General features: G+C 63.0%; 22 protein-coding genes and 1 tRNA gene. 8 read left to right on the top strand and 15 right to left on the bottom strand.

All coding sequences use genetic code 11. The features are described 5' to 3' along the window. Nucleotides 1-45: 45 nt before the first annotated feature. The 5 genes from ACTJK4_RS14610 to ACTJK4_RS14590 all read right to left on the bottom strand — a co-directional run bounded on the left by ACTJK4_RS14610 (nucleotide 46) and on the right by ACTJK4_RS14590 (nucleotide 6,681). Nucleotides 46-693 (bottom strand): C40 family peptidase, encoded by a 648-nt coding sequence (locus ACTJK4_RS14610; RefSeq protein ID WP_027677664.1) that lies wholly within the window; start codon nucleotides 691-693, stop codon nucleotides 46-48. Nucleotides 694-934: 241 nt separating this feature from the next. Then, complete coding sequence (locus ACTJK4_RS14605; RefSeq protein ID WP_440818251.1) at nucleotides 935-2,590, bottom strand: ABC transporter ATP-binding protein; 1,656 nt, start codon at nucleotides 2,588-2,590, stop codon at nucleotides 935-937. Continuing rightward, nucleotides 2,587-3,711, bottom strand: a complete 1,125-nt coding sequence (locus tag ACTJK4_RS14600) for an ABC transporter permease (protein WP_232042480.1) — start codon at nucleotides 3,709-3,711, stop codon at nucleotides 2,587-2,589. Before ACTJK4_RS14600 ends, ACTJK4_RS14605 begins: the two co-directional genes overlap by 4 nt. 14 nt (nucleotides 3,712-3,725) lie before the next feature. Then, the gene (locus tag ACTJK4_RS14595) at nucleotides 3,726-4,778 is read right to left on the bottom strand and encodes a microcin C ABC transporter permease YejB (protein WP_232042479.1); all 1,053 of its coding nucleotides are present in this window, start codon (nucleotides 4,776-4,778) and stop codon (nucleotides 3,726-3,728) included. A 16-nt stretch (nucleotides 4,779-4,794) separates the two neighbouring features. Next, nucleotides 4,795-6,681: an extracellular solute-binding protein gene (locus tag ACTJK4_RS14590; protein WP_440076963.1), complete on the bottom strand. Its 1,887-nt coding sequence runs from the start codon at nucleotides 6,679-6,681 to the stop codon at nucleotides 4,795-4,797. Between the two features lie 310 nt (nucleotides 6,682-6,991). Between ACTJK4_RS14590 and fabI the strand changes: the two genes are divergently transcribed. After that, a complete protein-coding gene (gene fabI / locus ACTJK4_RS14585; RefSeq protein WP_232042477.1) occupies nucleotides 6,992-7,786 on the top strand; it encodes an enoyl-ACP reductase FabI in 795 nt (264 codons plus the stop codon). Between the two features lie 184 nt (nucleotides 7,787-7,970). Here the strand turns inward: fabI and ACTJK4_RS14580 are convergent. The 6 genes from ACTJK4_RS14580 to cysS all read right to left on the bottom strand — a co-directional run bounded on the left by ACTJK4_RS14580 (nucleotide 7,971) and on the right by cysS (nucleotide 14,260). After that, nucleotides 7,971-8,064, bottom strand: a tRNA-Ser gene (locus ACTJK4_RS14580). A 146-nt stretch (nucleotides 8,065-8,210) separates the two neighbouring features. Then, the gene (locus tag ACTJK4_RS14575; RefSeq protein ID WP_045204290.1) at nucleotides 8,211-9,461 is read right to left on the bottom strand and encodes an aspartate kinase; all 1,251 of its coding nucleotides are present in this window, start codon (nucleotides 9,459-9,461) and stop codon (nucleotides 8,211-8,213) included. Nucleotides 9,462-9,557: 96 nt separating this feature from the next. Continuing rightward, entirely contained in the window at nucleotides 9,558-10,976 is a 1,419-nt protein-coding gene (gene tilS / locus ACTJK4_RS14570) for a tRNA lysidine(34) synthetase TilS (RefSeq protein ID WP_440818250.1), read from the bottom strand. Beyond that, nucleotides 10,945-11,913 carry an acetyl-CoA carboxylase carboxyltransferase subunit alpha gene (locus tag ACTJK4_RS14565; protein WP_009238448.1) on the bottom strand — a complete coding sequence of 323 codons (969 nt, stop codon included), beginning with the start codon at nucleotides 11,911-11,913 and terminating at the stop codon, nucleotides 10,945-10,947. Before ACTJK4_RS14565 ends, tilS begins: the two co-directional genes overlap by 32 nt. An 86-nt stretch (nucleotides 11,914-11,999) precedes the next feature. Then, entirely contained in the window at nucleotides 12,000-12,884 is an 885-nt protein-coding gene (locus ACTJK4_RS14560) for a DNA-3-methyladenine glycosylase family protein (protein WP_322016508.1), read from the bottom strand. Then, entirely contained in the window at nucleotides 12,869-14,260 is a 1,392-nt protein-coding gene (gene cysS / locus ACTJK4_RS14555) for a cysteine--tRNA ligase (RefSeq protein ID WP_440818249.1), read from the bottom strand. Before cysS ends, ACTJK4_RS14560 begins: the two co-directional genes overlap by 16 nt. Nucleotides 14,261-14,513: 253 nt before the next feature. On the opposite strand from cysS, the gene ACTJK4_RS14550 reads away from it, so the two are divergent. From ACTJK4_RS14550 to ACTJK4_RS14535, 4 genes are read left to right on the top strand one after another with little or no spacing between them, the layout of a single operon-like run. Continuing rightward, a complete protein-coding gene (locus ACTJK4_RS14550; RefSeq protein ID WP_440818248.1) occupies nucleotides 14,514-15,164 on the top strand; it encodes a hypothetical protein in 651 nt (216 codons plus the stop codon). Between the two features lie 54 nt (nucleotides 15,165-15,218). Next, on the top strand, nucleotides 15,219-15,800 hold the full coding sequence (locus ACTJK4_RS14545) for a peptidylprolyl isomerase (RefSeq protein ID WP_024976008.1): 582 nt from the start codon (nucleotides 15,219-15,221) through the stop codon (nucleotides 15,798-15,800). 30 nt (nucleotides 15,801-15,830) lie between these two features. Next, nucleotides 15,831-16,337: a peptidylprolyl isomerase gene (locus tag ACTJK4_RS14540; protein WP_024976009.1), complete on the top strand. Its 507-nt coding sequence runs from the start codon at nucleotides 15,831-15,833 to the stop codon at nucleotides 16,335-16,337. Next, nucleotides 16,334-17,152 carry a UDP-2,3-diacylglucosamine diphosphatase gene (locus ACTJK4_RS14535; RefSeq protein WP_440818247.1) on the top strand — a complete coding sequence of 273 codons (819 nt, stop codon included), beginning with the start codon at nucleotides 16,334-16,336 and terminating at the stop codon, nucleotides 17,150-17,152. Before ACTJK4_RS14540 ends, ACTJK4_RS14535 begins: the two co-directional genes overlap by 4 nt. A 29-nt stretch (nucleotides 17,153-17,181) precedes the next feature. Here ACTJK4_RS14535 and cysE read toward each other — a convergent pair whose 3' ends face one another. Together cysE and ACTJK4_RS14525 are read right to left on the bottom strand one after the other, a co-directional pair. Then, complete coding sequence (gene cysE, locus ACTJK4_RS14530) at nucleotides 17,182-17,928, bottom strand: serine O-acetyltransferase (RefSeq protein ID WP_440818246.1); 747 nt, start codon at nucleotides 17,926-17,928, stop codon at nucleotides 17,182-17,184. A 147-nt stretch (nucleotides 17,929-18,075) separates the two neighbouring features. Next, the gene (locus ACTJK4_RS14525) at nucleotides 18,076-18,960 is read right to left on the bottom strand and encodes an RNA methyltransferase (RefSeq protein ID WP_440818245.1); all 885 of its coding nucleotides are present in this window, start codon (nucleotides 18,958-18,960) and stop codon (nucleotides 18,076-18,078) included. Between the two features lie 134 nt (nucleotides 18,961-19,094). On the opposite strand from ACTJK4_RS14525, the gene ACTJK4_RS14520 reads away from it, so the two are divergent. Then, the gene (locus tag ACTJK4_RS14520) at nucleotides 19,095-19,907 is read left to right on the top strand and encodes an inositol monophosphatase family protein (RefSeq protein ID WP_232042469.1); all 813 of its coding nucleotides are present in this window, start codon (nucleotides 19,095-19,097) and stop codon (nucleotides 19,905-19,907) included. Nucleotides 19,908-19,983: 76 nt separating this feature from the next. Here ACTJK4_RS14520 and ACTJK4_RS14515 read toward each other — a convergent pair whose 3' ends face one another. Continuing rightward, nucleotides 19,984-20,736 carry a hypothetical protein gene (locus tag ACTJK4_RS14515; protein WP_440818244.1) on the bottom strand — a complete coding sequence of 251 codons (753 nt, stop codon included), beginning with the start codon at nucleotides 20,734-20,736 and terminating at the stop codon, nucleotides 19,984-19,986. Between the two features lie 300 nt (nucleotides 20,737-21,036). Between ACTJK4_RS14515 and ACTJK4_RS14510 the strand changes: the two genes are divergently transcribed. Both ACTJK4_RS14510 and ACTJK4_RS14505 read left to right on the top strand, forming a co-directional pair. Further along, the gene (locus ACTJK4_RS14510; protein WP_440818243.1) at nucleotides 21,037-21,741 is read left to right on the top strand and encodes a glutamine amidotransferase; all 705 of its coding nucleotides are present in this window, start codon (nucleotides 21,037-21,039) and stop codon (nucleotides 21,739-21,741) included. Beyond that, a complete protein-coding gene (locus ACTJK4_RS14505) occupies nucleotides 21,738-22,442 on the top strand; it encodes an MOSC domain-containing protein (RefSeq protein WP_260802682.1) in 705 nt (234 codons plus the stop codon). The genes ACTJK4_RS14510 and ACTJK4_RS14505 overlap by 4 nt, the downstream gene beginning before the upstream one ends. Before the next feature lie 12 nt (nucleotides 22,443-22,454). Here ACTJK4_RS14505 and ACTJK4_RS14500 read toward each other — a convergent pair whose 3' ends face one another. Then, nucleotides 22,455-24,269, bottom strand: coding sequence for a methyl-accepting chemotaxis protein (locus ACTJK4_RS14500; protein WP_440818242.1), 1,815 nt, complete (start codon nucleotides 24,267-24,269; stop codon nucleotides 22,455-22,457). Nucleotides 24,270-24,330 lie beyond the last annotated feature (61 nt).

Raw genomic sequence — 24,330 nt, 5'->3', positions numbered from 1 at the left:
CCGCGGCGGTCTTTTTTCTATTGTGTGATAGCGAGCCCGAGCGAATCAACCGCCGTACATTGCGAGTGGCTTGCCGGCGGCGTTCGGATCGACGCGCTTGAGTTGCTCGACGAAGTTATCGGCGCCGTCCTTGATGGCCGCACCGGAGTTGCCTTCGATGCGGCGGGCGCCGTTGTAGCGCGTCACCCAGTACGAGGCGGTCATGTCATCCACGCGAATCTTGCTGCCCGTGGACGGTGCGTGCACAAACTTGTTGTCGCCAATATAGATACCGACGTGCGAGAAGGTGTGGCGCATGGTGTTGAAGAACACCAAGTCGCCGGGGCGCAGTTCAGCTGTGTCCACGCTGGTGCCGACGCGGCTCATTTCCACAGCGCGACGCGGCAGCAGGAAACCAAAGGTGTCGTTGAAGACGTAGCGGACGAATCCGCTGCAGTCGAGGCCAGATTCCGGCGTGTTGCCACCGAAGCGGTAACGCAGGCCAATCATGCCCAGCGCGTTCATAACCACGTCACCCGTCTTGCTCATCACGTTGGAGATGAGGCCCGGTTTGGCTTCAGGCTTGACGTCGGCGCGGACTTCCGTGTCCTTGAAGACCGTATCAGCGTGCACTGCATTCGACACGATCACGCCGCAGCCGATCACAACCCCTACCGCCAGGCGCGCCATGGAATGAAGTACGAAATGCTGCATTGGTTCTCCCTCGGAAACTCGTAATGATGCGGCGAACATATGCCCCCGCAAATGAGACCAGTCCGAATCTTGTTAAAACAATCTCGCAGGATGATAAAAGTGACACTTTGACTTGTCAAAGGTCGTTACAAATTCTTCGGAATCCACATGCAAATCAGGCACTTAGACATGACTTTGGATGCGCATTCTTACAAAAACCGCGCATCAAAACTGCACTGATTCGGGGCAAACGCGATAGGTTTTACGGGTTATCCCGCGCAGGGATGAGTGAGGCAGCCGCCATCAGCTTGCAGGTGTAGGGGTGCGAGGGGGACGCCAACACCGCTTCAGTGTCACCCTCTTCCACCACTTTTCCATCCTTCATCACCACCACGCGATGTGACATCGCGCGGATGACAGCAAGGTCGTGGCTGATGAATAGATACGACAGGTTGTACTTTTTCTGAAGGGCTGACAGCAGTGAAAGCACCTGCTGCTGGATCGACACATCGAGTGCTGAAGTCGGCTCATCGAGCACCAGCAGCTGCGGTTTGAGGATCAGGACACGGGCAATGGCGACGCGCTGGCGTTGCCCGCCCGAAAACTCATGTGGATAGCGGCCCAGCGCCGTGCGATCAAGCCCCACCTCGCGCAGGGCTTCGATCACGCGGTGACGTCGCTCCGTGGCGTTGATGTGCGGTTGGTGCAGCGCCAGCCCTTCGCCCACGATCTCCTCGATCGTCATGCGTGGCGACAGCGAGCCGTATGGGTCTTGAAACACCACCTGCATGCGCGCCCGCACTGCGCGGCGCTCGTCGCGCGAAATACGCAGCAGCGAATTGCCCAGGAAACGCAGGTCGCCGCTCTTTGCCGCCTGCAAACCCAGCAGCGTCTGCGCGAGCGTGGTCTTGCCAGAACCTGACTCGCCCACGATGCCAAGCGTCTCGCCTTCGCGCAGTTGCAGCGACACGGAGTCGACCGCGGTGAACGGGTCGGTCCTGAACCAGCCCGCAAACCCTGGGCGATGGCGTTCGTAGGTGACCGTCAGCTTGTCGGCTTCGAGCAGCACGGGCGCAAGCGGCACCAGCGGCAGCACGTCGCGCTGCGGGCGGCTCTCAAGTAGGCGGATCGTGTACGGGTGCTTGGGCGCGGCAAACACGTCGGCCGTGTTGCCGGTTTCGACCAGGACGCCGCGCTCCATCACGCCAACGCGCTCGGCAAAGGCGCGCACCATGTTCAGGTCGTGCGTGATCAGCATGATGGCCATGCCAAACTCGGCCTGCAGCTCGCGCAGCAATTGCAGGATCTGCATGCGCACCGTCACGTCCAGCGCGGTGGTCGGCTCGTCGGCCAGCAACAGCTTCGGCGAGCACGCCAGCGCCATGGCGATCATTGCGCGCTGGCGCTGCCCGCCTGACAGTTGGTGCGGGAAGGCGTCAAACCGGCGCGGCGCCTCGGCAATGCCGGTGCGTTCCAGCAGAGCAATCGCGCGCGCCTTGGCGGCGCGCTTGTCCAGACCCTCGTGCAATTCCAGTGTTTCGACGATCTGGTTGCCGATCGTGTACAGCGGATTGAGCGCCGTCATCGGCTCCTGGAACACCATGGCGACGTCGGCGCCACGCAGGCCGCGCATCTCACGCTCGCTGGCCGCCAGCAGGTCGCGGCCTTCGAGCAGGATGCGGCCGCTGTATTGCGCGTCGGCCAGCAATCGCATGATCGATAGCGCGGTCACGGACTTGCCGGAGCCCGATTCGCCCACCAGGGCGAAGCGCTCGCCGGCGTGCAAGTCGAGCGAGACGTGCTTGACGGCTTCCGTCACCTCGCCGTGTTCGGATTCGAAATGCACGCACAGGTCATCCAACCGCAACAGCGGACCGTCGTACTTCGGCGTGGAGGTACGCAGATCAACGCGAGTCATTTCACCCCCGCCGGTTTCTGGCGCGTACGCAGTTGGGCGAACGACAGGCGCGTGTCGAAGGCATCGCGCAGCGCGTCGCCCATGAAGGTCAGCAGCACGAGGGTCAGCACGAGCACCACGAAAGTCGACAGCGAGATCCACCACGCATCCAAGTTGGCCTTGCCCTGTGCGAGAAGTTCACCCAGGCTGGGGGTGGATGGCGGCACGCCCAGGCCAAGAAAATCCAGGCTGGTGAGCGCAAGAATGGCCGCACTCATGCGGAACGGCAGGAAGGTGATCACGGGCGTCAGGCTGTTGGGCATGATGTGGCGCCACATGATCTGCCAACTGGACAGGCCCATCGCCCGCGCGGCCTTCACATAGTCGAGCGAGCGGTTGCGGTAGAACTCGGCGCGGACGTAATCCGACAGGCTCATCCACCCGAACAGCGACAGCAGAATGATCAGCAGCCCAAGGCTGGGGGTGAAGATCGACGCGAAGATGATCAGCAGGTACAACTCTGGCATCGAACTCCAGATTTCAATCAGCCGCTGCGACACCATGTCGAAGCGCCCGCCGAAGAAGCCCATCAGCGCGCCCGTCAGCGTGCCGACCAGCACGCCAAGCACCGTGAGCGCCAGCCCGAACAGCACCGAGACACGGAAGCCGTACAGCAGCCGCGCAAACACATCGCGACCACGGTCATCGGTACCGAGCCAGTTCTCGGCAGAGGGCGGCGCCGGGTTGGGCTCTTTCGAAAAATAGTTCAGCGTCTCGTACGAATACGGATTGGGCGGATAAATCGCAAAGCTTCCCGGCTCCTTGAACTTGTCTCGGATGAACGGATCGAGGTAATCCGTCGGGGTCGGGAAATCCCCGCCGAAGGTCGTCTCGGGGTAGGCCTTCACGATCGGGAAATACCAGTGGCCGTGGTACTTGACCACCAGCGGCCGGTCATTTGAGATGCATTCGGCGCCCAGACTGAGCACGAACAGCGCCACGAAGATGATCAGGCTCCAGTAACCGAGCCGATGCTGCTTGAAGCGGCGCCACGCCCGCTTGAGGGGCGACGGCGAATGCCGCACGGGATGCGGCGTTGCCGTATTGGATGGATGCGTGGAAGTGCGCGAATACTGGGTCATGATTGCCGGCCCGCCTATCGCCCGACCGAGCCGAAATGGATACGCGGATCAACCAGCACGTAGCACACGTCGGAAATCAACCGCGCGGCCAGCCCGATCAGCGTGAACAGGTACAGCGTGCCGAGCACGACCGGATAATCGCGCCGCACCACCGCCTCATACGACAGCAAGCCCATGCCGTCGAGCGAGAACAGTTGCTCGATCAGCAGCGACCCCGTGAAGAATGCCCCGATGAAGGCCGACGGGAAGCCCGTCACCAGCGGCAGCAGCGCGTTGCGGAAGATGTGCTTCCACAGTACGCGCCGCTCCGACAGCCCCTTGCTGCGTGCCGTCAGCACGTACTGCTTGCGGATTTCCTCAAGAAACGCGTTCTTCGTCAGCATGGTGATGACGGCAAAGCTGCCCACCACCGACGCCATGACGGGCAGCGTGATGTGCCAAAGGTAATCCGTGATCTTGCCGAGCAGGCTGAGCTGATCCCAGTTATCCGATGTGATCCCCCGGATCGGGAACCACTGGAAGAACGTGCCGCCGCCAAACAGCACAAGCAGCAGCACCCCGAGCACGAAGCCCGGGATGGCGTAGCCGACCAACACGATGATGCTGGTCACCAGGTCAAACCGGCTGCCAGCCCGCACAGCCTTTGCAATACCGAGCGGCACCGCTATCAGGTACGTGAGAAAGAACGTCCACAACCCGATCGAAATCGATACCGGCAATTTCGACTTGATAAGGTCCCACACGCTACGGTGCTGAAAATAGCTCTCGCCAAGGTCGAAGCGTGCAAAACGGCCGAGCATCAGGAAGTAGCGCTCGACGGGGCTCTTGTCGAAACCATACAGCGCGCGGATTTCCTTGATCTTCTCGGGATCGACGCCGCGGCGGCCGCGATAGTCAAACGCACCGCCGCCACTGGCCTCGCTGCCTGCGCCGCGCCCTTTCATCTCCATCATCATCTGCTCGACCGGGCCACCAGGTACGAACTGGATCACGATAAACGTCAGCGTGATCACGCCGATCAGTGTCGGGATCAGAAGCAGCAACCGTTTGATCAGGTACGCGAACATGGTGTCACCGATGCGGTCATTTGGCAGCCGATTGGGCGGATTCCGGCGTCCGCCACCACGCCGTTAGCACCCAGGCCTCGGCCGAGTAGTAATACGGCAGACGATCCGGGTACATCAGGTTCTTGTTGTAGGCCACGCGGTGGGAAGCCGAATACCAGTGCGGAATCACATAGCAGCCTTGCATCAGTACGCGGTCGAGCGCGCGCGAAGCGATGACCAGCTCGTCGCGGCTGTCAGCACGCAGCACATCATCGATCAGCGCATCGACGGCCGGCGATTTCAGGCCGATCACGTTATCTGAGCCCGCCTCGTCGGCCGCGGCAGAGCCGAAGCGGTCCTTCAGCTCGTTGCCGGGACTTTGCGAATCGGGGAAGCGCAGCGAAATCATGTCGAAATCGAACTCCTCCAATCGCTTCTGGTAGAGCGCGAAGTCGGTCATGCGCTGGTTGACCTGGATGCCGAGCTTTTCCAGGTTGCGCGCATACGCCGCCATGACGCGGCTCATGGCGCCGCCGTCGTCAAGCATCTCGAAGACGAACGGCTCGCCCTTGCTGTTGCGCAGCGCGCCGTCTGCGTACGTCCAACCGGCCTGCGCCAACAGGCGGCGCGCCTGCCGCAGGTTGTCACGCAGTGAACTGGGAGGATCAGTCGAAGGCGGTGCGGGCAGCACGCCAAACACGTCCGGATCGAGTTTGCTGCGCAGCGGCTCCAGCAACGCCAGCTCGCCCTTGCTGGGCATGCCCGTGAGCGAATCCGACGCGGCCAGCTCGCTATTGGCGAAGTAGCTGTCGAGCCGGCGGTAGGCGCCATAGAAAAGCTGGCGATTGAGCCATTCGAAATCAAGCGCCAGCGCCAGCGCCTTGCGCACCCGAAGGTCTTGAAACAGCGGGCGCCGCAGGTTCATCACAAAGCCCTGCATGCCCGCGCCGTTGCGATGCGGGAATTCGCTCTTGATCAGTTCACCGCTGCGGAACTTCACGCCGACGTAACTCTTCGCCCAGTTCTTGGCGCGGTATTCCACCATGGCGTCGTACTCGCCGGCCTTGAAGGCTTCGAGGCGGGCCGTCTCGTCCTTGTAGAGCTTGTACTGGATGCGTTCGAAATTGAACGAACCACGGCGCACGTTCAGATCACGGCCCCAATAGTCGGGATTGCGCCGAAAGGTAATGCCGCGCGACGGATCAAAGCGGTCGATTACGTACGGGCCGCTGGCAATCGGGTCCTGGAAGGTCAGCTTGTCGAACGCGACATCCTTGCCGCCGTCCGGGTCGTCGGGCTTGCCACTGCCCTTGCCCCACTTTGGCGAGAACACCGGCAGCCCACCGACGATGAGCGGCAGCTCCTTGTTCCTGCGCTTGAAATCGTAACGGATGGTGCTCGCGTCCACCACCGTCACCTTGGCCACGTCCGCTGTCATGCTGCGGTAGGCCGGGCTCGCACCCTTGCCCATCAGCATGTCGTAGGAGTATTTGACGTCTGAAGCGCGCACGCGATCGCCGTTGGAGAATCGGGCGCGCGGGTTGATGTGGAACGTGACCGAAAGCTCGTCGGGCGCCACCGTCACGTCGTCGGCAAGCAGCCCATAGCCGCTGGCGGTCTCGTCCCAACTTGTAATGAGCAGGCTTTCGAAGACAAGCTGATTCAGCCCCGGTGCCGACGTCCCCTTGATCGTGAAGGGATTGAACTTGTCGAAGCTCGTGCGGCGGTCTGGATTGCCGAGCAGCAGCATGCCGCCGATGGGCGCCTTCGGGTTCAGATAGCCGAAGTTCGAGAAACCGGCCGGATACTTGAGGTCGCCATATTCGGCGTAGCCATGGGCCGCCCAGGCGGGTGTCGCGCAGAGCGCCGCCAGCAGGCTGACCAGCGCCATGAATCGCTTGTGTGTCGCAACGCGCACGCTCATTGCGCCCCTTGCCCCCAATGTCCTTGCATGCGTTGATCCGATTGATCGCTGTCTGAAAAACTGTTTTGGACGATTCTAACGCCCTCACATGGCAATCCGACCAATTCCGGCCCGAGGATCGTCCCGCATTGACAAGACTGGCAGCCGGTCGTGCGGCACTGCGCAAATGCGGAGCCGCCCCGCGCTTTCCGGTATGATCGCGCCCACCTAATTGCCTCGTGCCCGGGATACCGCCGCTGCCTAACCGCAGTGACGAGTAACCCAAGCAACATACGGGCGCGACGTTGCCCCACATTTGTACGGAGAAACCATGGGATTCCTCGCTGGCAAGCGCATTCTGATTACCGGCCTTCTGTCCAACCGCTCGATCGCCTACGGCATCGCCAACGCCTGTAAGCGCGAAGGCGCGGAACTGGCCTTCACCTATGTCGGCGAACGCTTCAAGGACCGCATTACTGAATTCGCCACCGAGTTCGACAGCAAGCTGGTGTTTGATTGCGACGTCAGCAGCGATGAACAGATCGCCAAGGTGTTCGAAGATCTTGGCCAGCACTGGGGTCATTTCGACGGCCTGGTGCACTCGATCGGCTTTGCGCCGCGCGAAGCGATTGCCGGTAACTTCATCGATGGCCTGTCGCGCGAATCGTTCCGCATCGCCCACGACATCTCGGCGTATAGCTTCCCGGCGCTGGCAAAGGCCGCGCTGCCGATGCTCTCGCCAAATGCTTCGCTGCTGGCCTTGACCTACCTGGGTGCTGAGCGCGTGGTCCCGAACTACAACACGATGGGCCTGGCCAAGGCGTCGCTCGAAGCGAGCGTGCGTTACCTGGCCAGCGCGCTGGGTCCGAAGGGCATCCGCGCCAACGGCATCTCGGCGGGCCCGATCAAGACGCTCGCCGCGTCCGGCATCAAGGATTTCGGCAAGCTGCTCAAGTACATGGAAGACGTGGCACCACTGCGCCGTAACGTCACCATCGAGGAGGTGGGCAACGTGGCGGCGTTCCTGCTGTCGGATCTGGCCAGCGGCATGACTGGCGAGATCACGTACGTGGACTGTGGCTTCAACGTGACCGCCGGTGTGCCGGACGTCGTCGGCCAAGGCTGATGCGTTAATGCACTACGCATGCGCGCGCCATCTTCGGAAGGCGCGTGCGTGCAGAGCAGACGAAAGAAAAAGCCCGCATGGTTTGCGCCATGCGGGCTTTTTGACGTGCAGTGCAATGCGAGCCGTCACGTCAGCTCGACTCGCATCCGCCTGTTGTGTGCGCTTCCCGCGAGAAGCGCCAAACTGGCGGAGACGGAGGGATTCGAACCCTCGATCCAGGTTTTGGCCCGGATGCTCCCTTAGCAGGGGAGTGCCTTCGACCTCTCGGCCACGTCTCCCAAACTCGCGTCACACGAAGGAGCCCGTGCAACGAAGCGCGTATTCTAGCCACTTCACCCCACCCGGTCAACGACAACTGCATGACACGCGATGAGAATCTGTGGCCCTGGGTCGCCACCCGGCCATCCGGTCTCAGCTCAGCCGATTACGCCTGATCCAGCTCGAACGCCTTATGGAGCGCGCGCACGGCCAGCTCCATGTACTTCTCATCGATCAGCACCGAGATCTTGATTTCCGAGGTGGAGATCATCTGGATGTTGATGCCTTCTTCCGAGAGCGTGCGGAACATCTTGCTGGCGATGCCCACGTGCGAGCGCATGCCCACACCCACCACCGAAACCTTCGAGACCTTCGGGTCGCCCGACACGCTGGCCGCACCGATGTGCGCCTTCACGCTGTCGTTCAGGATCGCCAGGGCGCGCTGGTATTCGCCACGCGGCACGGTGAAGGTGAAGTCCGTCTTACCTTCCACCGACTGGTTCTGGATGATCATGTCGACGTCGATGTTGGCGTCGGCGACCGGCCCCAGGATCTGATAAGCGATGCCAGGCTTGTCCGGCACACCGATCACGGTGATCTTGGCTTCGTCGCGGGCAAAGGCGATGCCGGAAATGGCGGCGGCTTCCATGTTCGAATCTTCCTCAAAAGTAATCAGCGTGCCGGAGTTCATCTCAACGTCGAGCGGCATCAGCGGGTCGGTCAGCGACGACAGCACGCGGGTCTTCACGCGATACTTGCCGGCAAACTCCACCGAGCGAATCTGCAGCACCTTGGAACCGAGGCTGGCCATTTCCAGCATCTCTTCGAAGGTGATTTTGTCCAGGCGACGGGCGTCGTCTACCACGCGCGGGTCGGTCGTATAGACGCCATCCACGTCGGTGTAGATCAGGCATTCGTCGGCTTCGAGCGCAGCGGCAACCGCCACGGCCGAGGTGTCCGAACCGCCACGGCCCAGCGTGGTGATATGGCCTTCGCTGTCGATGCCCTGGAAGCCGGTGATGACGACCACGCGACCAGCGTCCAAATCAGCGCGTACGCGTTCATCGTCGATCGACTGGATGCGCGCCTTGGTGTAGGCCGAATCGGTCTTCACCGGCACTTGCCAGCCCGTGTAGCTGCGGGCGTCAATGCCTTCGGCGTGCAGCGCGATGGCCAGCAGTCCCACACTCACCTGCTCGCCAGTCGAGGCAATCATGTCGAGTTCACGCGGGTCGGGCTGGGCCGAAATCTCTTTGGCCATGCCCAGCAGGCGGTTGGTTTCGCCAGACATGGCCGACGGAACGACCACGATCTGGTGACCTGCACGGTGCCACTTGGCAACGCGCTTGGCGACATTCTTGATGCGTTCAACCGAACCCATCGAGGTGCCACCGTATTTGTGAACGATGAGAGCCATCTTGGAAAGATCAGGAGGAGGCGGAGCGGTGCAAAAGCTTTTGAAAATACAGCAATTTGCATCGATCGGCAAGCAATTCACTGCTGCCGATGTGTATCAGGGTGCACCCTCGGTAGCGGCAGACCATGTGACCTGCCAGCCTGCGCCGCTGTGGAGGGCCGCTCGGTTCATTCCCAACCCGGCCGCAAACACCAGGAAGTCGCCCGCATACAGCAGCGGCAAGCGCTGGCGCCCCCAGGCAGGAATGCCAGCCTCCTGGTACGCCTGCTTGAGCGCGCGGGACGGTCCTCCCGGGCGCAGCACGATGCGTTCACCACCGCGGCGCGGCGTCAGCAACAGCGGCGCTTGCAAGGTTTGCACAGCGATGCCATCGCGTGCCACGGGTGCAAACGACAGCACCCCACCCCATGCGGCCACATTCACGCGTTGCTCAGCCGGATGCGTCGGTTCAAATTGCGTCGCCTCAATGGCCAACGCGACCAGATCCGATGCGTCGCCGGTGCCAGCGTCGACTCGCGCAACGCCGCGATAGCGCCTAACTTGTCCCGCAGGCAATTCAATGCAAAGCGCCCCATCGTCGCGCGCGTCGACCAGTTGCGTACGCAGATCCTCAAGGCGACGCGTGGAGAGCGCGCGCACCCCCGCATCGGCCAACCAGGCACGCAGCACCGCGCGCTGACGCGGCACGGATAGTGCGCTCAACGCGCCCACATCCAACCCGTCCGCTGAGGCGATCAACGTCAAATCGGCCCGTGCGATCTCGTCGATCAGCGCAGCTGCATCCGCCAAGTGTCCAGCGCTGCGCGACAGCGCTTCGCGATACGCCGGGAAATGATCCGCCATGCCCACAAGCAGAGGACGCAGCGCATTCCGTGCGTAACGTGCGTCGGCGTTGGACGGATCCTCGACCCAGCTGAGCGCGTGCGTATGTGCGTACAACTCGATCTCGCTGCGCGGCGCATCGATCCACGGACGCAGCAATGTGACAGCGCCCGCCCGAGCCATCGGCATAGCTGCGAGGCCGTCGAGGCCAGCGCCGCGCATCAATTGCAGCAGCACCGTTTCAGCTTGGTCATCCTGATGATGCGCCGTCAGCAAAATGGAGGCGCCTGCCTGGGCGCAAAGCGCTTCGAGCGCGGCGTATCTGGCTTCGCGCGCTGCCTGCTCTACCCCCTGCCCCGCATCGACCGCCACATGGACACGACGCGCATGAAACGCGACGCCGGCTGCTTCTGCCATGCGTTGGCTGGCGCATTCCCAAACATCGGCCTCGGCATGCAAGCCATGGTGAATATGCAGCGCAACGAGCTGCACGTGAGCACCCGCATCACGCCACGCCGCACACGCGTGCAGCAGCGCGGCAGAATCGCGTCCGCCCGACAGGGCAATCGCCACGATCGGTGCTTCGGCCCCGCCAGAAGCAACAAAGGCCGCACACGCGGCAACGCGTTGTGCGACCTTGTTGACGAGATCAGCCGACGAATCAGCGACCTTCGGTTTCCTTGAACTTGCCATAAGCCATCAGGCGCTCGTGACGGCGCGCCTGGAGTTCCGACGTCTTCATGCCTTGGAACTGGCGCAGCGACTCGGCCAGCGCGCGCTTGAGCATCGTCGCCATGCCCTTCGGATCACGGTGCGCGCCGCCCAGCGGCTCGTTGACGATCTTGTCGATCAGGCCGAGCGCCTTCAGGCGATGCGCGGTCAGGCCCAGAGCCTCAGCGGCTTCCGGCGCCTTCTCTGCGGTCTTCCACAGGATCGACGCGCAGCCTTCCGGCGAGATCACGGCGTAGGTGGCGAACTGCAGCATGATCACCGAGTCGCCCATGGCGATGGCCAGTGCACCGCCCGAACCGCCTTCACCGATGATGGTGGCGATCAGGGGCACCTTCAAACCGGCCATCACAAACAGGTTGTGACCGATGGCTTCGGATTGACCGCGCTCTTCTGCGTCAATGCCGGGGAATGCGCCCGGCGTATCGACGAACGTGAAGATCGGCAGGCCGAACTTGTCCGCCAGTTCCATCAGGCGCTTGGCCTTGCGGTAACCCTCAGGCTTGGACATGCCGAAGTTGCGCAGCGCGCGCTCCTTCGTGTCGCGGCCCTTCTGGTGACCGATCACCATGCAAGCCTGGCCGTTGAAGCGCGCCAGACCGCCCACGATCGACAAGTCATCGGCGAAAGTACGGTCGCCGTGCAGTTCGTGGAAGTCGGTGAAGATCTCGCGGACGTAATCGAGCGTGTACGGACGCTGCGGGTGCCGGGCGATCTGCGCGACCTGCCATGGCGTCAGGTTGGCGTACAGATCTTTGGTGAGCTGCTGGCTTTTGGAAGCCAGGCGGGAAATTTCTTCAGAAATGTCGACAGCGGAATCGTCTTGTACGAAGCGAAGTTCTTCGATCTTCGCCTCAAGTTCTGCGATCGGCTGCTCGAACTCCAGGAAGGTTGTTTTCATGGATCTTCTGAAAGGCTCTTGAAGGCGCGCATTCTACCGGATTTTGACCGCCCGGCGACGCGCTCCGTTTCATCGAAATGAACAGATCAATAGGTGGTCGCCGTGTCGAGGCTGCGCCACATATACCAAGTGGCCACAGTGCGCCACGGTTCCCAGTTGGCAGCCACTTCACGCGCTTCGCTGCGAGTGACGGGTTCGCCACTGAAATAATTCTGTGAAATCGCGTTGATGAGCCCGATATCGTCCAGCGGCAGCACGTTCGGCCGCATCAGGTTGAACATCAGGAACATCTCCGCCGTCCATCTGCCGATGCCGCGAATCTGCGTCAGTTCGGCGATCACATCCTCATCGTCCATTTCGGCCCACTTGGCGACGTGCACCGTGCCGTTGCGAAAGTGATCGGCGAGGTCAAGAATGTACTCCGCCTTCCGCTTCGACAGCCCGCAACCCGCCAGCTTCTCTTGGCCGGCACGCAAAAACTGGGAAGGCACGAGCTTGGGGCACACAGCCACCACCCGTTCCCACACCGACTGCGCTGCCTTGACTGAAATCTGCTGACCAACGACCGATCGCGCCAGCGTGACGAACGGGTCGCCGCGCGACGCCAAGTGCGCAGGGCCATACGTGGGGATGATCTTGCGCAAGATGCGGTCTCGCTTCATCAGGTCTGCGCAAGCTTCTTGCCAATACTCGGGTGGGCCAGAAAGCACCACTTCCGCCGGTACAGGCAGCGCCTCGCTAGCGGCGAGCGTTTCAGGCAGCGGCACCTTGCTCGCGGGTGCGCGTTTGGCCGGCGCCTTGGCGGCCTTGATCGGTGCGCTCTTGCCGGCGACCGACTTGCTCGCCACACCATCGACTTTCTTGACAGCCGCCTTCTTGGCAGACGGCACCTTCGCCGCCGGCGTTTTCTTGGCGGCGGTGCTGCGCACTACGTTGGCTTTCTTGGCCACCGCGTTCATGCGCGTCTCCATTCGGTCACGCCACCCGGCTTGTCTTCCAGAACAATGCCAGCGGCGAGCAACTCAGCACGGATGGCGTCCGCACGGGCGAAGTCGCGGGCAGCCTTGGCCGCGCGGCGCTCTTCGATGCGCGCTTCCACTTCTGCGGCGTCCAGGCCATCGGCCGACACACCGCCCTGCAGGAACGCGTGCGGATCTCGGCCCAGCAGGCCCAGCACACCTGCCAGCGCAGCGAGCTGGTTGGCCAGCTCGGGCGAGCGCGTTTTGTTGACTTCGCTCGCCAGCTCGAACAGCACCGACACGGCAACCGGCGTATTGAAGTCGTCGTTCATGGCTTCAAGGAAGCGCTTGCCGTGCGACTCGCTCCAGTCGGGCTTCGCACCCGCGGCCGCCGGCACATCCTTTAGCGCGGTGTACAGACGTGTGAGGGCATGACGCGCGTCGTCAAGGTGCGTATCGCTGTAGTTGAGGTCGCTGCGATAGTGCGAGCGCAGGATGAAGAAACGCACGACCTCCGCGTCGTACACCTTCAGCACGTCACGGATAGTGAAAAAATTGCCGAGCGATTTCGACATCTTTTCGTCATTCACGCGCACGAAACCGTTGTGCATCCACGTGTTGACGAACGTCTTGCCGGTCGCGCCCTCGGACTGGGCGATCTCGTTTTCATGGTGCGGAAACTGCAGATCGGCGCCACCGCCGTGCAGGTCGAAATGCTCGCCCAGCAGTTCGCAGCTCATCGCCGAGCACTCGATGTGCCAGCCAGGGCGCCCCTCGCCCCACGGTGACGCCCAGCGCGACTCGGCGGGTTCGTCTGCCTTGGCGGATTTCCAGAGGACGAAGTCGAGCGGATCCTGCTTGGCATCGTTGGCTGCCACGCGCTCGCCGGCGCGCAGGTCTTCGAGCGACTTGCCGGAGAGCTTTCCGTAACCGGGGAACTTGCGCACGGCGTAGTTCACGTCGCCGTCGGTGGCCTGGTAGGCGAGACCGTTCGTCTGCAGCCTGCCGATCATCTTCAGCATCTGCGGCACGTATTCGGTGGCGCGAGGTTCGTGGTCGGGGCGCTGCACGCCAAGCGCATCTGCGTCTTCGTGCATGGCGGCGATGAAGCGGCCGGTGAGCGCACTCATCGTCTCGCCGTTCTCGACCGCACGCTTGATGATCTTGTCGTCGATGTCGGTGATGTTGCGCACGTAGGTCACCTCGTAACCTGCCGCACGCAGCCAACGCTGCACCATGTCGAACACCACCATGACCCGCGCATGCCCCACGTGACAGTAGTCGTACACCGTCATCCCGCACACGTACATGCGCACGCGGCCGGGCTCGATGGGGACGAACGTCTGTTTCTCACGCGCGAGCGTGTTGTAGATCTTGAGTGATTCCATGAAGCGGTGTCGGGAGACTCAGCGCGCCGCGCATGCGATGTACAACGTTGCGGGCGGACCAAATTGGAGGCAATCGGCGCCGGCGCGGCGCCTGCAAAACTAGCGGCATATCTTACCGGAACTGCGCTGACGGGGCGGCCTGCCAGTGCGTCTGGCATGCTCCCCGTCAAGAACCTTTCCTGGCGCGCACGGCCGCTGCTGCGCACAAAGACGGTTTGTTAGAATGCGGCGGAGTATAACGGAACCGATTCTCATGAACAGACCGCTGCGTCAGACCGCTGCCACCCTGGCTTGCCTGCTTGCCATGTCGGCGGCACCGGCCTTCGCCCAGACCGCCGGCTTTGCCTTGCCGGCCGATTTGATGCCCAGCACGCAGCAAGCGCCGCAGGTCGCGCGCCAGAAGCGCATCGACGACGCGTTGGCCAAGAAGCAATACGCCGAGGCACTGGCCGAACTGGACAAGGACGTCGCCTCCCAGCCGCGCAACGCGCAGGCTCGCTTCCAGCGAGGCGTGGCACTTGCCGGCCTGGGCCGCGCCGACGATGCCATCGTCGCCTTCAGTCAGATGACACAAGATTTCCCGGAACTGCCCGAACCGTACATCAACCTGGCCGCGCTGTATGCCGAGCGCGGCGAGCTACTCCGCGCCCGCGACAACCTGATCATGGCGAACCGCGTGGCGCCGGAGAATGCGCTAGCGCAATCCAACCTTGGCGACGTCTACGTCCGCCTGGCCGCGCAGTCGTATCAGAGCGCGATCAAGCTGAATCCGAAGAACGCCACCGCGCGCGCGCGTCTGGATGCCCTGCTTGATCTGCCAGGCGTGCATCCCGCGTCCAAACCCGCCACGACCACGCTGCCCGCAGCCAGCGGCGTGAGTGCCAAGCCAGCGAAGCGTCAATAAGAAGACGCGGCCCCGATCCTGCTTTTCCCACCCACAAGCTCTCTCTTCCTGACCATGCTCCGTATTCGCTCCCTCTTTGCCGGGCTCGTGTGTGCACTGGCCGTAACCGCCACCGCAGCCACGGCAGCCACCGCGTCCGCGCCGCGCGTCCAGTTCAAGACGTCGATGGGTAACTTCACCGTTGAGGTGTATCCGGACAAGGCACCCAAGACGGTCGCCAACTTCCTGCAGTACGTGAAGGACGGCTTCTACAAGGGCACGATCTTCCACCGCGTGATGGACGGCTTCATGATCCAGGGCGGCGGCTTCACGGCCGACATGAAGCAGAAGGACACCCGCCCACCGGTCGAAATCGAATCGAAGAACGGTCTGAAGAACGACAAGTACACGATCGCCATGGCACGTACCATGGACCCGAACTCCGCTACCGCGCAGTTCTACGTGAACGTGGTCGACAACAACATGCTCAACTACCCTGGTCAGGACGGTTACGGCTATACCGTCTTCGGCAAGGTGGTCGATGGCACCGACACCATCGACAAGATCAAGGCGGTGGAAACCACCACCAAGTTCCCGCACCAGAATGTGCCCGTGAAGCCGATCGTGATTGAATCGGCTACCGTCGTCTCCAAGTAACGCATTTTTGCCCCACCCAAGGAATTCACCATGACCCAAGTCAAGCTGCACACCAACCACGGCGACATCACCCTGGCCCTGGACGCTGAGAAGGCACCGAAGTCGGTTGCCAACTTTGTCGCCTATGTGAAGGATGGCCACTACAACGGCACGGTGTTCCACCGCGTCATCAAGGGCTTCATGATCCAGGGCGGCGGCTTTGAGCCGGGCGAGAAGATGAACCAGAAGCCCACCAAGGCTCCGATCGACAACGAAGCCAACAACGGCCTGAAGAACGAGCGCGGCGCCATTGCCATGGCACGCACCAACGATCCGCACTCGGCCACGGCCCAGTTCTTCATCAACACGGTTGACAACGACTTCCTGAACCACACGTCGCCGACGCCGCAAGGCTGGGGCTACGCCGTGTTCGGCAAGGTGACCGAAGGCATGGATGTGGTCGACAAGATCCGCTCCGTGCGCACCGGCAACCGCGGCTTCCATCAGGACGTACCGATGGAAGACGTGATCATCGAAAGCGCTGAAGTGATCGAATGATCGACGCAGCGCACGCCGCACAGGCCTCCGCGCTGAAGACACCGGTCCGGGTTTCCGGGCCGGTGTTTTTTATTTCGGATCTGCACCTGACGGCCAGCATGCCGGCCACCGCCGCCGCGTTCGAGCGCTTCCTGCGCACGCGCGCCCGCGAGGCACGCACGCTCGTCATCCTGGGTGACTTCTTCGAATACTGGGTCGGCGATGAAGAATTGGCTGATCCGTTCCACCGGCACATCGCCAACCTGCTCGCCGAACTGGCCGCGGCCGGCACGCGCGTGCTGTTCATGCACGGCAATCGAGATTTCCTGCTCGGCAAGCGCTTCTTGAAGGCTGCGCACGCTACGCTGTTGCCCGACCCCACCGTGCTCCAAGCGGACGATGGCCCGCGCATCGTGCTTGCCCACGGCGACGCCCTTTGCACGCGCGACACGGCCTACATGCGCTTTCGCCACTGGACGCGCAAGCGCTGGGTTCAAGGGATATTCCTGGCGATGCCGCTGCGCTGGCGCTTGAAGGTCGCGCAGAAGATGCGCGCAGAGAGCGAAGCCGGCCGCGCCGTGTCCGCCAATGTCGCCGGCGAGCCCCGCGCCGCCGCGATGATGGGCGACGTCGCTCCAGAGGCGGTGGACGCGTTACTCACGGCATCGAATACCGGCACGCTGATCCACGGCCACACGCACCGCCCGCAGCTGCATCACGAGCCCAGCGGTGAGCGCTGGGTCCTTTCCGACTGGGATTTCGATCAAGAGCAACCGCGCGGCAGTTTCCTCAAACTGCAAGACGGCACGCTGACGGTCGAGCAAGTGACGACATAAGCCGCCGCCACCTGCCCACCTGACCTTGCTTACTTGAGCATCCGCTTCAACTCGCTCGCATCGAACGGGTCGTTCGGGGAGTTCTCTAGGTGCGCGCCCAGGCGATCCAGCGCAGAAAGAATCGACTCGATGCGCTCCTGCTGAAGCTCGCTGTGGTCGATCAGCCGCTTGAGCGCCAGCGATACTGGATCGTCCGCATCGGGCGTGATGCCATACGCGGAAAACTCCTGCTTGAGCGCAGACCGGGCTTCGGTAGCGACATCGCGCTCGATGATGCGCGCCGGTATGCCAACCGCTGTTGCACCCGGCGGCACCGGCTTGAGCACGACCGCGTTGGACCCAACACGCGCCCCATCCCCGATGACAAAGCCGCCGAGCACCTTGGCGCCCGCACTGACCACCACGCCCTTGCCGAGCGTCGGGTGCCGCTTGGCGCCTTTGTAGAGCGACGTGCCGCCCAGCGTGACGCCCTGGTAGATCGTGCAGTCGTCACCGATCTCGGCCGTCTCGCCAATCACGACACCCATGCCGTGGTCGATGAACACGCGCCGCCCGATCGTTGCGCCGGGGTGGATCTCGATGCCGGTAAGGAAACGCCCGAGGTGCGAGAACCACCGCCCCAGCCACCGGAAGCCGCCGTGCCAACACGCATGCGCGATCCGATGGACGATGATGGCGTGCAGACCTGGGTAGCAGGTCAGCACTTCCCAGCGGCTGCGCGCGGCCGGGTCTCGCTCCATGATGGCGCCGATATCTTCGCGAATGCGTGTGAACATCTTGAGGTGTGTGGATCGTTATTTCTATATGCGCGATGCGCTGAGGGCAGTGTAAGGCATTGCCTTACCGTGCTGCGGCAAGGGTTTTAACCAGACATGCAGGGGATGCCGCCCAGGTCGATCAACAACGGGCGGCTCTCAGGGCGGTCAGCGACAGTCGTCGGCTGCGCCGGTGGGCGGCGTGGCGGCTGCGGCGCGGCGGCCCAGCATGCGCTTGGCAATCCCCCGCAGGATGTTGACCTCTTCGGTCTCCAACTGCGTGCGGGCAAACAGCCGCCGCAGGCGCGACATCAGCTTTTTCGGCTGGGCGGGGTCCAGAAAACCGATCTCGACCAAACCCTGCTCCAGATGCTCGAACATCCCGTCGATCTGCTCGGCGGTGGCCGGCTCGCCGACAAAGCCGACGCCTTCCATGCGGGTGTCGCCCGTGCCCGTGCCGGCCAGCAGCGCCATCCGGACCTCGTACGCAATCAACTGCACCGCCTGCGACAGGTTCAGCGAGGCATACGCCGGGTTGGCTGGAATGTGCGTGACGACGTGGCAGCGCTCCACCACCTCGTTGGGCAAACCGAATCGTTCATTGCCGAAGACGAACGCGACGGTGGTGTCCGGCGCGGCCAGCAATGCGGCCACTTCTTCTGCCGCGGCACGCGGGCCGATGCGGCGCGGGCCGAATTCACGCGGGCGGGCAGTCAATGCGATGGTGAGCGAGGCGCCGGCCAGCGCTTCGCCAATGCCGTCTACCACACGGGCGGCGGCCAGCACGTCATCGGCACCGCTTGCCATGGCAACGGCATCGGCGTGGCGTTGGGCGTCGGCCTCGCGCGGGCGCACGAGCACGAAGCTGCCGGGCTCTCCAAAGCCCATCGTCTTGAGCGCACGTGCGGTGGAGCCGACATTGCCGGGGTGGCTGGTCTCAACCAGCACGAAACGGCACCGCGCGGCGCGCTGGTGCAGCGTTTCCGGGTCGGCGGGGGTGGTGCTTGGGGTGCTCATTGGCGCAATTCGCGGGGCGCCGGAGGCGGGGTTCATATACAATACGGCCACTCTTTTGACGGCGGGCAGGATCGCGAGATTGGCCCGCCGCTCGTTCTTCTACAATTCGTTGTGTTGTTTCGCCTGCGGCCGCTTTCGAAAAATCGGCGCGCCAGGCGCGGAGATCCCAGATGCATCCGATGCTCAATATCGCCGTCCGGGCTGCTCGCAAGGCCGGCACCGTCATCAACCGCGCGTCCTTCGACGTCGATAGCCTGCGCACCGAGCGCAAACAACACAACGATTTCGTTACCGAAGTCGACCGCGCAGCTGAAGCGGCGATCATCGAAGTCATCAAGACTGCCTACCCCGATCACGCGATTCTAGCGGAAGAGTCCGGCCAATCCTGGGCCGACGGCGAAACGATCAGCGAAAACGTCTGGGTGATCGACCCGCTCGACGGCACCACGAACTTCATCCACGGCTTCCCGCAGTACGGCGTTTCCATCGCGCTGATGCAGCGTGGCGTCGTCACGCAGGCCGTGGTGTACGACCCGACGCGCGACGAACTCTTCACCGCCTCCAAGGGCGCCGGCGCGTTCCTGAACAACCGCCGCATCCGCGTCACGCGCCGCGACAAGCTGGCCGACTGCCTGATCGGCACAGGTTTCCCCTACCGCGACATGGAAGGCCTGTACGACTACACCCGCCTGTTTGCGACCATGACGGAAAACTGCGCCGGCCTGCGTCGCCCTGGCGCTGCTGCGCTAGACCTCGCCTACGTTGCCTGCGGCCGCCTCGACGGTTTCTTCGAGCAGGGCCTGAGCAAATGGGACATGGCCGCCGGCTCGCTGCTCGTGACGGAATCGGGTGGTCTGGTGGGCAACTACACCGGCGAATCGGGCTACCTCGACCAGGGTGAAATCCTGGCCGGCAACCCGAAGGCCTTCGTGCAGATGATCAAGATCACCTCGCCGTTCTCGCGGTCGAAAGCTGAGGTTTGATCGGTGCGCTGCTTGCCAGTAGGCGCCGATAGAAAAAGCCCGTTTCATGCGGGCTTTTTTATTGTCCACCACCGCATTACTGCGCAGCAGGTGCGGTCGCTGTTGCTGCTGCAGTCGTTGCCACCGTCGGCGTCGTACCTTCCATGAAGAACGAGGTACGCAACCGGGTCGCTGCATCGTCGGTACTGCTGCTGACCGCCTTCATCAGGTTCGGATATTCGGGCGCTTCATCCCATTCGCCCGCTGCGAACTCGCTGGATTCGATCGACTGATACCAAAGCAGCTTGTTCGTTTTCAAATCGACAAGCTGGCCAACGATCGCGACGTATCCGCTCGGTGCACCCAGGGGGAGAAAGCCATGGTAGGCCCGCGTGGTTCCCAGCCAAATCGGGGAGAGCACCAACAAGCGTTGCGCATCGTACTTCTTCGCCAGGGGACGATAGTCTAGACGGGCGATTCCCTCACCCGAACCTTCGGTGAACTGGCTCATCGTGGCCACATCTAGGGGCTCTTGAATCAGCACTGTTTTCATCTGTCGCGACTCCAACCCCTCGGCCATCTTCTTGGGCAGCGCCGCTACCGTAGAAAAATCCTGCTTTTGCAGGCGCTCGACGATCGGCTTCGCCAGGCCGCGATTGATCGCGATATCAAGAATGCCCTGCGCGCCCGTCATTCGCGCAGCGGGCTCCGGCATTTTTGTCATGACCACGGCGACAGTCGATTCGTGATCCGTAAATAGCGCCGGAGAAGCCGGAATCGGCTTTTGAATCACGGCACAACCCGACAGCGCGACCATGCCGATCAGCGCCAGTTTCGATAGTGAACGCATTACTCCCTTACCCCTTTTTTCATCGAATTTGCTTATTGACTCCGTCGGCTCTGCGCTTCCCGCATGTATGCCGACAGCTGATCTTAATGAACTGCTAAGGAAGGGACATCCCCTCGCATGGCCTTTTTCGAGGGGGTACCGATGCAAGTTATTAAGAGCTGATATAAGCAATGCTTTGCCGGCATATTCCAACGCCGCACCGCGCCAATGCCGCAAAACACTCCCTCGCCACCCGCACGGGTTTTGCAACGGGCGCCCCTCAATCACAATGCGATTCGCCTACAACCGTCATTGCCAGCCATGAAAACCGCCCTCGCTCTGCGCCACGTTCCGTTCGAGCATCTCGGCATCCTGCAGCCGCTGCTGCAAGCGCGCGGCTACACCGTGCGCACCGTGGACGTGGGCGTGCAGCCTGTGCCAGCCGACGACATGGCGGTGGCCGATTTGCTGATCGTCCTGGGCGGGCCAATCGGTGCATACGACGATGCAACGTATCCGTTCGTGCGCGAGGAAGCCGCCGCCATTGCGCAGCGACTGGCCGCACGCAAGCCGCTGCTTGGCATCTGCCTGGGGGCGCAGTTGATGGCACGGGCGCTGGGTGCGGCGGTCAAGCCGATGGGCACGAAGGAGATCGGCTTTGCGCCTATCACCCTCACGGCCGAAGGCGCAGATTCGCCGCTCGCGCCGCTGGCCGACGGCACGCCGGTGCTGCACTGGCATGGCGATCGATACGACTTGCCGCCGGGCGCGCGACGGCTGGCATTCACGGCAGTCTGCGCAGAGCAGGCCTTCGCCATTGGCAACCACGCCTTGGGGCTGCAATTCCATCTGGAGGCAAATCTGAAGGAGCTGGAAGCTTGGTTGATCGGGCATGCGGCGGAGCTCAGTGCCGCAGGCATCGACCCGCGCGCGCTGCGTGCTCAGGCACCGGCAATTGCGGAACGCCTGGCGCAACGCGCGCGCGAAGTCTTCATCGCCTGGCTGGATGGCGCGGAGGCGGCATGACGCTGCCTGGCCCTATTCGCATCGATACCCTCCTCACCGGCCGTGCTGTCGATTACACGCGTCCGGGCTCACGCAGCGCCATCGATAAGCGCCCGGTGAGCGACGCGGTGAAGGTAGACGTCAACGGCATCGTCGGTGATGAGCAAGGCGATTTGCGGGTGCACGGCGGCCCCGACAAGGCGATCCACCACTACCCGTTCGACCACTACGCGGCTTGGCAAACGGACATCGGCGCGCAGCCCCTGCTCGCACAGCCCGGCGCTTTCGGCGAAAACCTGAGCACGACGGGCATCACCGAAGCCGACATCTGCGTGGGTGACCGCCTGCGTGCGGGCAGCGTGGTGCTGGAGGTATCGCAACTGCGTCAGCCATGCTGGAAGCTCAACGACCGCTTCAACGCGCGTGACATGGCGCGCCGCGTGCAGAACACAGGGCGCACCGGTTGGTACTACCGGGTGTTGGAAGGCGGCACACTGCGCGCCGGTGATGCGCTCGAATGGCTTGAGCGCCCATGGCCGCAATGGCCGCTGGCGCGTGTGCTCGACGTGCTTTACCGCAACATGCTCGATCGTGCGGCGCTGGCCGAGATGCTGACGCTGCCGCTCACGCCGTCATGGCGCAAGCTTGTGGAGGGCCGCCTCGCACGCGGCGAGGTGGAAAGCTGGGCCAAACGCATTGATGGCCCAGCGCTCGATGCCTGAGTTCTCAACCGATCAGAACGTTTCCCAATCGGCGTCGGAACCGCCACCGGCCACGGCCAGAGGTTGCTTGCGGGCGGGAGCAGCTGCGGCAGCTGCGGCAGGTGCGGCCGGCGCAGCTGCCGCCGGCTGAGCAGCGATCTTCGGTTCACGCTTGCGCAGAGCCGCGCGCGCGGGCTTGGCCGCGCTGACCGGCTTTGCTGCGGCCTTGGCCGCAGGCTTCATAGTCTTGTCAGGTCTCGCCACAGCCATCGCGGCGGTCTCTGCCCCGTCCAACCGGAACTGCGACACCACTTGCGTGAGGTTCTGCGCCTGTTCTTCAAGCGACTGCGCCGCGGCAGCGGCCTGTTCGACCAGCGCGGCATTCTGCTGCGTCACCTGCTCCATTTCCGTCACGGCCTGGCCGATCTGCAGGATGCCCTGCGTCTGCTCGGCCGATGCGGAAGCAATGTCTTCAACAATATTGGCGACGCGGCGTACGGCCTCCACCGTTTCGGTGATGGTCTCGCCGGCCTGCGCGACCTGCGTGTGGCCCGCTTGCACGCGCGACACTGAATCGTCGATCAGCGTCTTGATCTCCTTGGCAGCGGCCGCACTGCGCTGAGCCAGCGCGCGCACTTCGCCAGCCACCACGGCAAAGCCGCGGCCTTGCTCGCCAGCGCGAGCGGCTTCCACGGCAGCGTTGAGCGCCAGGATGTTGGTCTGGAAGGCAATGCCGTCAATCACGCCGATGATGTCGGCCATCTTGCGCGAGCCTGCGCTGATGTCATCCATGGTGGCCACCACGCCGCGCACCACGTCGCCGCCGCGCGAAGCCAGGTCTGCCGCATTCGAAGCCAGCGCGCTGGCCTGACGGGCATTCTCGGAATTGTTGGTCACCGTGGAGGTCATCTGCTCCATGCTCGCGGCGGTCTTCTCCAGCGAGGCCGACTGCTGCTCGGTGCGCGTGGACAGATCAAGGTTGCCGCTGGCGATTTCGTGCGCGCCGGTGTTGACCGAATCCGAGCTGTTGCGCACCTGGCGTACGGTGTTCACCAGGCTTTCGCGCATGCGGCCCACAGCGGCCAGCAGACGGCCGAGTTCATTGCGGCCACCCGTTTTGACGTGAACGGCCAGATCGCCTTCAGCCACGCGGCTCAGCACGGTCACGGCTTCGTTGAGCGGCGTGATCACAAAGGCCCTGAGCCCGTAGAACACCGCCACGATCAACGCCAGTGCCATCGCAATGCCGAGTGCCACGAACTTCAGAATCGTTTCATAACGCGCGCGGCCATTGTCAGCCTCGTCCTTGGCCAGCTTCTTGACGAGTTGCTGGAAATTCTCGATCTGCACAGACCACGCCGCACCGGTATCGGTCACGTCCTTGTAGTTGATCGGGGCATAGGCTGCGGCATCACCGGCACGCAAGGCGGCGAGGGCGCGCTGCACGGCTTCGATGTGCGTCTGTGCGGCCTGGACGATCGCCTGGTGCAGCGATTCGTCGACACCTTCGATGGGCGGCGCATTCTTGAATGCCTCCACCTGCGCGATGGATTTCTTCAGCCCTTTCTCCGAACTGGCAAGCGCTGCTGCCTTGGCGGCGTCATCCATGTTCTCGCGCAGGACGCTATACAGGCGCGACATGCCGGTGCGGGCACGTTGCATGTCCTTGTACGCGTCGTTCAACAGCATGCTGCGGTCAGAAATCTCATGCACGCGCTCAGTGGCAGTGTTGGTGGTGCGCAGGGCCAGCACACCCACCGCCGCCCCGACCACGATCATCAGTGCAAAGGTGATCAGAATCGCCAGCAGGCCAGCGCGCACGCTGGTGTTCTTCAAAATGCGGTCCATCTTGTCTCCGGAATCCGGGCAGGCAAGCACGCGATTGCGTGCGTGAAGTCAACGAGGTGAA

It is taken from the genome of Ralstonia sp. 22111 (assembly GCF_052045895.1).
GTDB lineage: Bacteria > Pseudomonadota > Gammaproteobacteria > Burkholderiales > Burkholderiaceae > Ralstonia > Ralstonia wenshanensis.
The sequence above is the reverse complement of the archived record's forward strand: the minus strand, read 5'-3'. Positions and strand labels throughout refer to the sequence as shown.

Coding starts and splice junctions, on each gene's coding strand:
- ACTJK4_RS14505 (WP_260802682.1), top strand. CDS start 21,738: ATGACGCTGCCTGGCCCTATTCGCATCGATACCCTCCTCACCGGCCGT.
- ACTJK4_RS14600 (WP_232042480.1), bottom strand. CDS start 3,711: ATGACCCAGTATTCGCGCACTTCCACGCATCCATCCAATACGGCAACG.
- ACTJK4_RS14515 (WP_440818244.1), bottom strand. CDS start 20,736: ATGCGTTCACTATCGAAACTGGCGCTGATCGGCATGGTCGCGCTGTCG.
- ACTJK4_RS14510 (WP_440818243.1), top strand. CDS start 21,037: ATGAAAACCGCCCTCGCTCTGCGCCACGTTCCGTTCGAGCATCTCGGC.
- ACTJK4_RS14545 (WP_024976008.1), top strand. CDS start 15,219: ATGCTCCGTATTCGCTCCCTCTTTGCCGGGCTCGTGTGTGCACTGGCC.
- cysE (WP_440818246.1), bottom strand. CDS start 17,928: ATGTTCACACGCATTCGCGAAGATATCGGCGCCATCATGGAGCGAGAC.
- ACTJK4_RS14590 (WP_440076963.1), bottom strand. CDS start 6,681: ATGAGCGTGCGCGTTGCGACACACAAGCGATTCATGGCGCTGGTCAGC.
- tilS (WP_440818250.1), bottom strand. CDS start 10,976: ATGGCAAGTTCAAGGAAACCGAAGGTCGCTGATTCGTCGGCTGATCTC.
- ACTJK4_RS14500 (WP_440818242.1), bottom strand. CDS start 24,269: ATGGACCGCATTTTGAAGAACACCAGCGTGCGCGCTGGCCTGCTGGCG.
- ACTJK4_RS14520 (WP_232042469.1), top strand. CDS start 19,095: ATGCATCCGATGCTCAATATCGCCGTCCGGGCTGCTCGCAAGGCCGGC.
- ACTJK4_RS14525 (WP_440818245.1), bottom strand. CDS start 18,960: ATGAACCCCGCCTCCGGCGCCCCGCGAATTGCGCCAATGAGCACCCCA.
- ACTJK4_RS14605 (WP_440818251.1), bottom strand. CDS start 2,590: ATGACTCGCGTTGATCTGCGTACCTCCACGCCGAAGTACGACGGTCCG.
- ACTJK4_RS14560 (WP_322016508.1), bottom strand. CDS start 12,884: ATGGAGACGCGCATGAACGCGGTGGCCAAGAAAGCCAACGTAGTGCGC.
- fabI (WP_232042477.1), top strand. CDS start 6,992: ATGGGATTCCTCGCTGGCAAGCGCATTCTGATTACCGGCCTTCTGTCC.
- ACTJK4_RS14595 (WP_232042479.1), bottom strand. CDS start 4,778: ATGTTCGCGTACCTGATCAAACGGTTGCTGCTTCTGATCCCGACACTG.
- ACTJK4_RS14565 (WP_009238448.1), bottom strand. CDS start 11,913: ATGAAAACAACCTTCCTGGAGTTCGAGCAGCCGATCGCAGAACTTGAG.
- cysS (WP_440818249.1), bottom strand. CDS start 14,260: ATGGAATCACTCAAGATCTACAACACGCTCGCGCGTGAGAAACAGACG.
- ACTJK4_RS14610 (WP_027677664.1), bottom strand. CDS start 693: ATGCAGCATTTCGTACTTCATTCCATGGCGCGCCTGGCGGTAGGGGTT.
- ACTJK4_RS14550 (WP_440818248.1), top strand. CDS start 14,514: ATGAACAGACCGCTGCGTCAGACCGCTGCCACCCTGGCTTGCCTGCTT.
- ACTJK4_RS14535 (WP_440818247.1), top strand. CDS start 16,334: ATGATCGACGCAGCGCACGCCGCACAGGCCTCCGCGCTGAAGACACCG.
- ACTJK4_RS14540 (WP_024976009.1), top strand. CDS start 15,831: ATGACCCAAGTCAAGCTGCACACCAACCACGGCGACATCACCCTGGCC.
- ACTJK4_RS14575 (WP_045204290.1), bottom strand. CDS start 9,461: ATGGCTCTCATCGTTCACAAATACGGTGGCACCTCGATGGGTTCGGTT.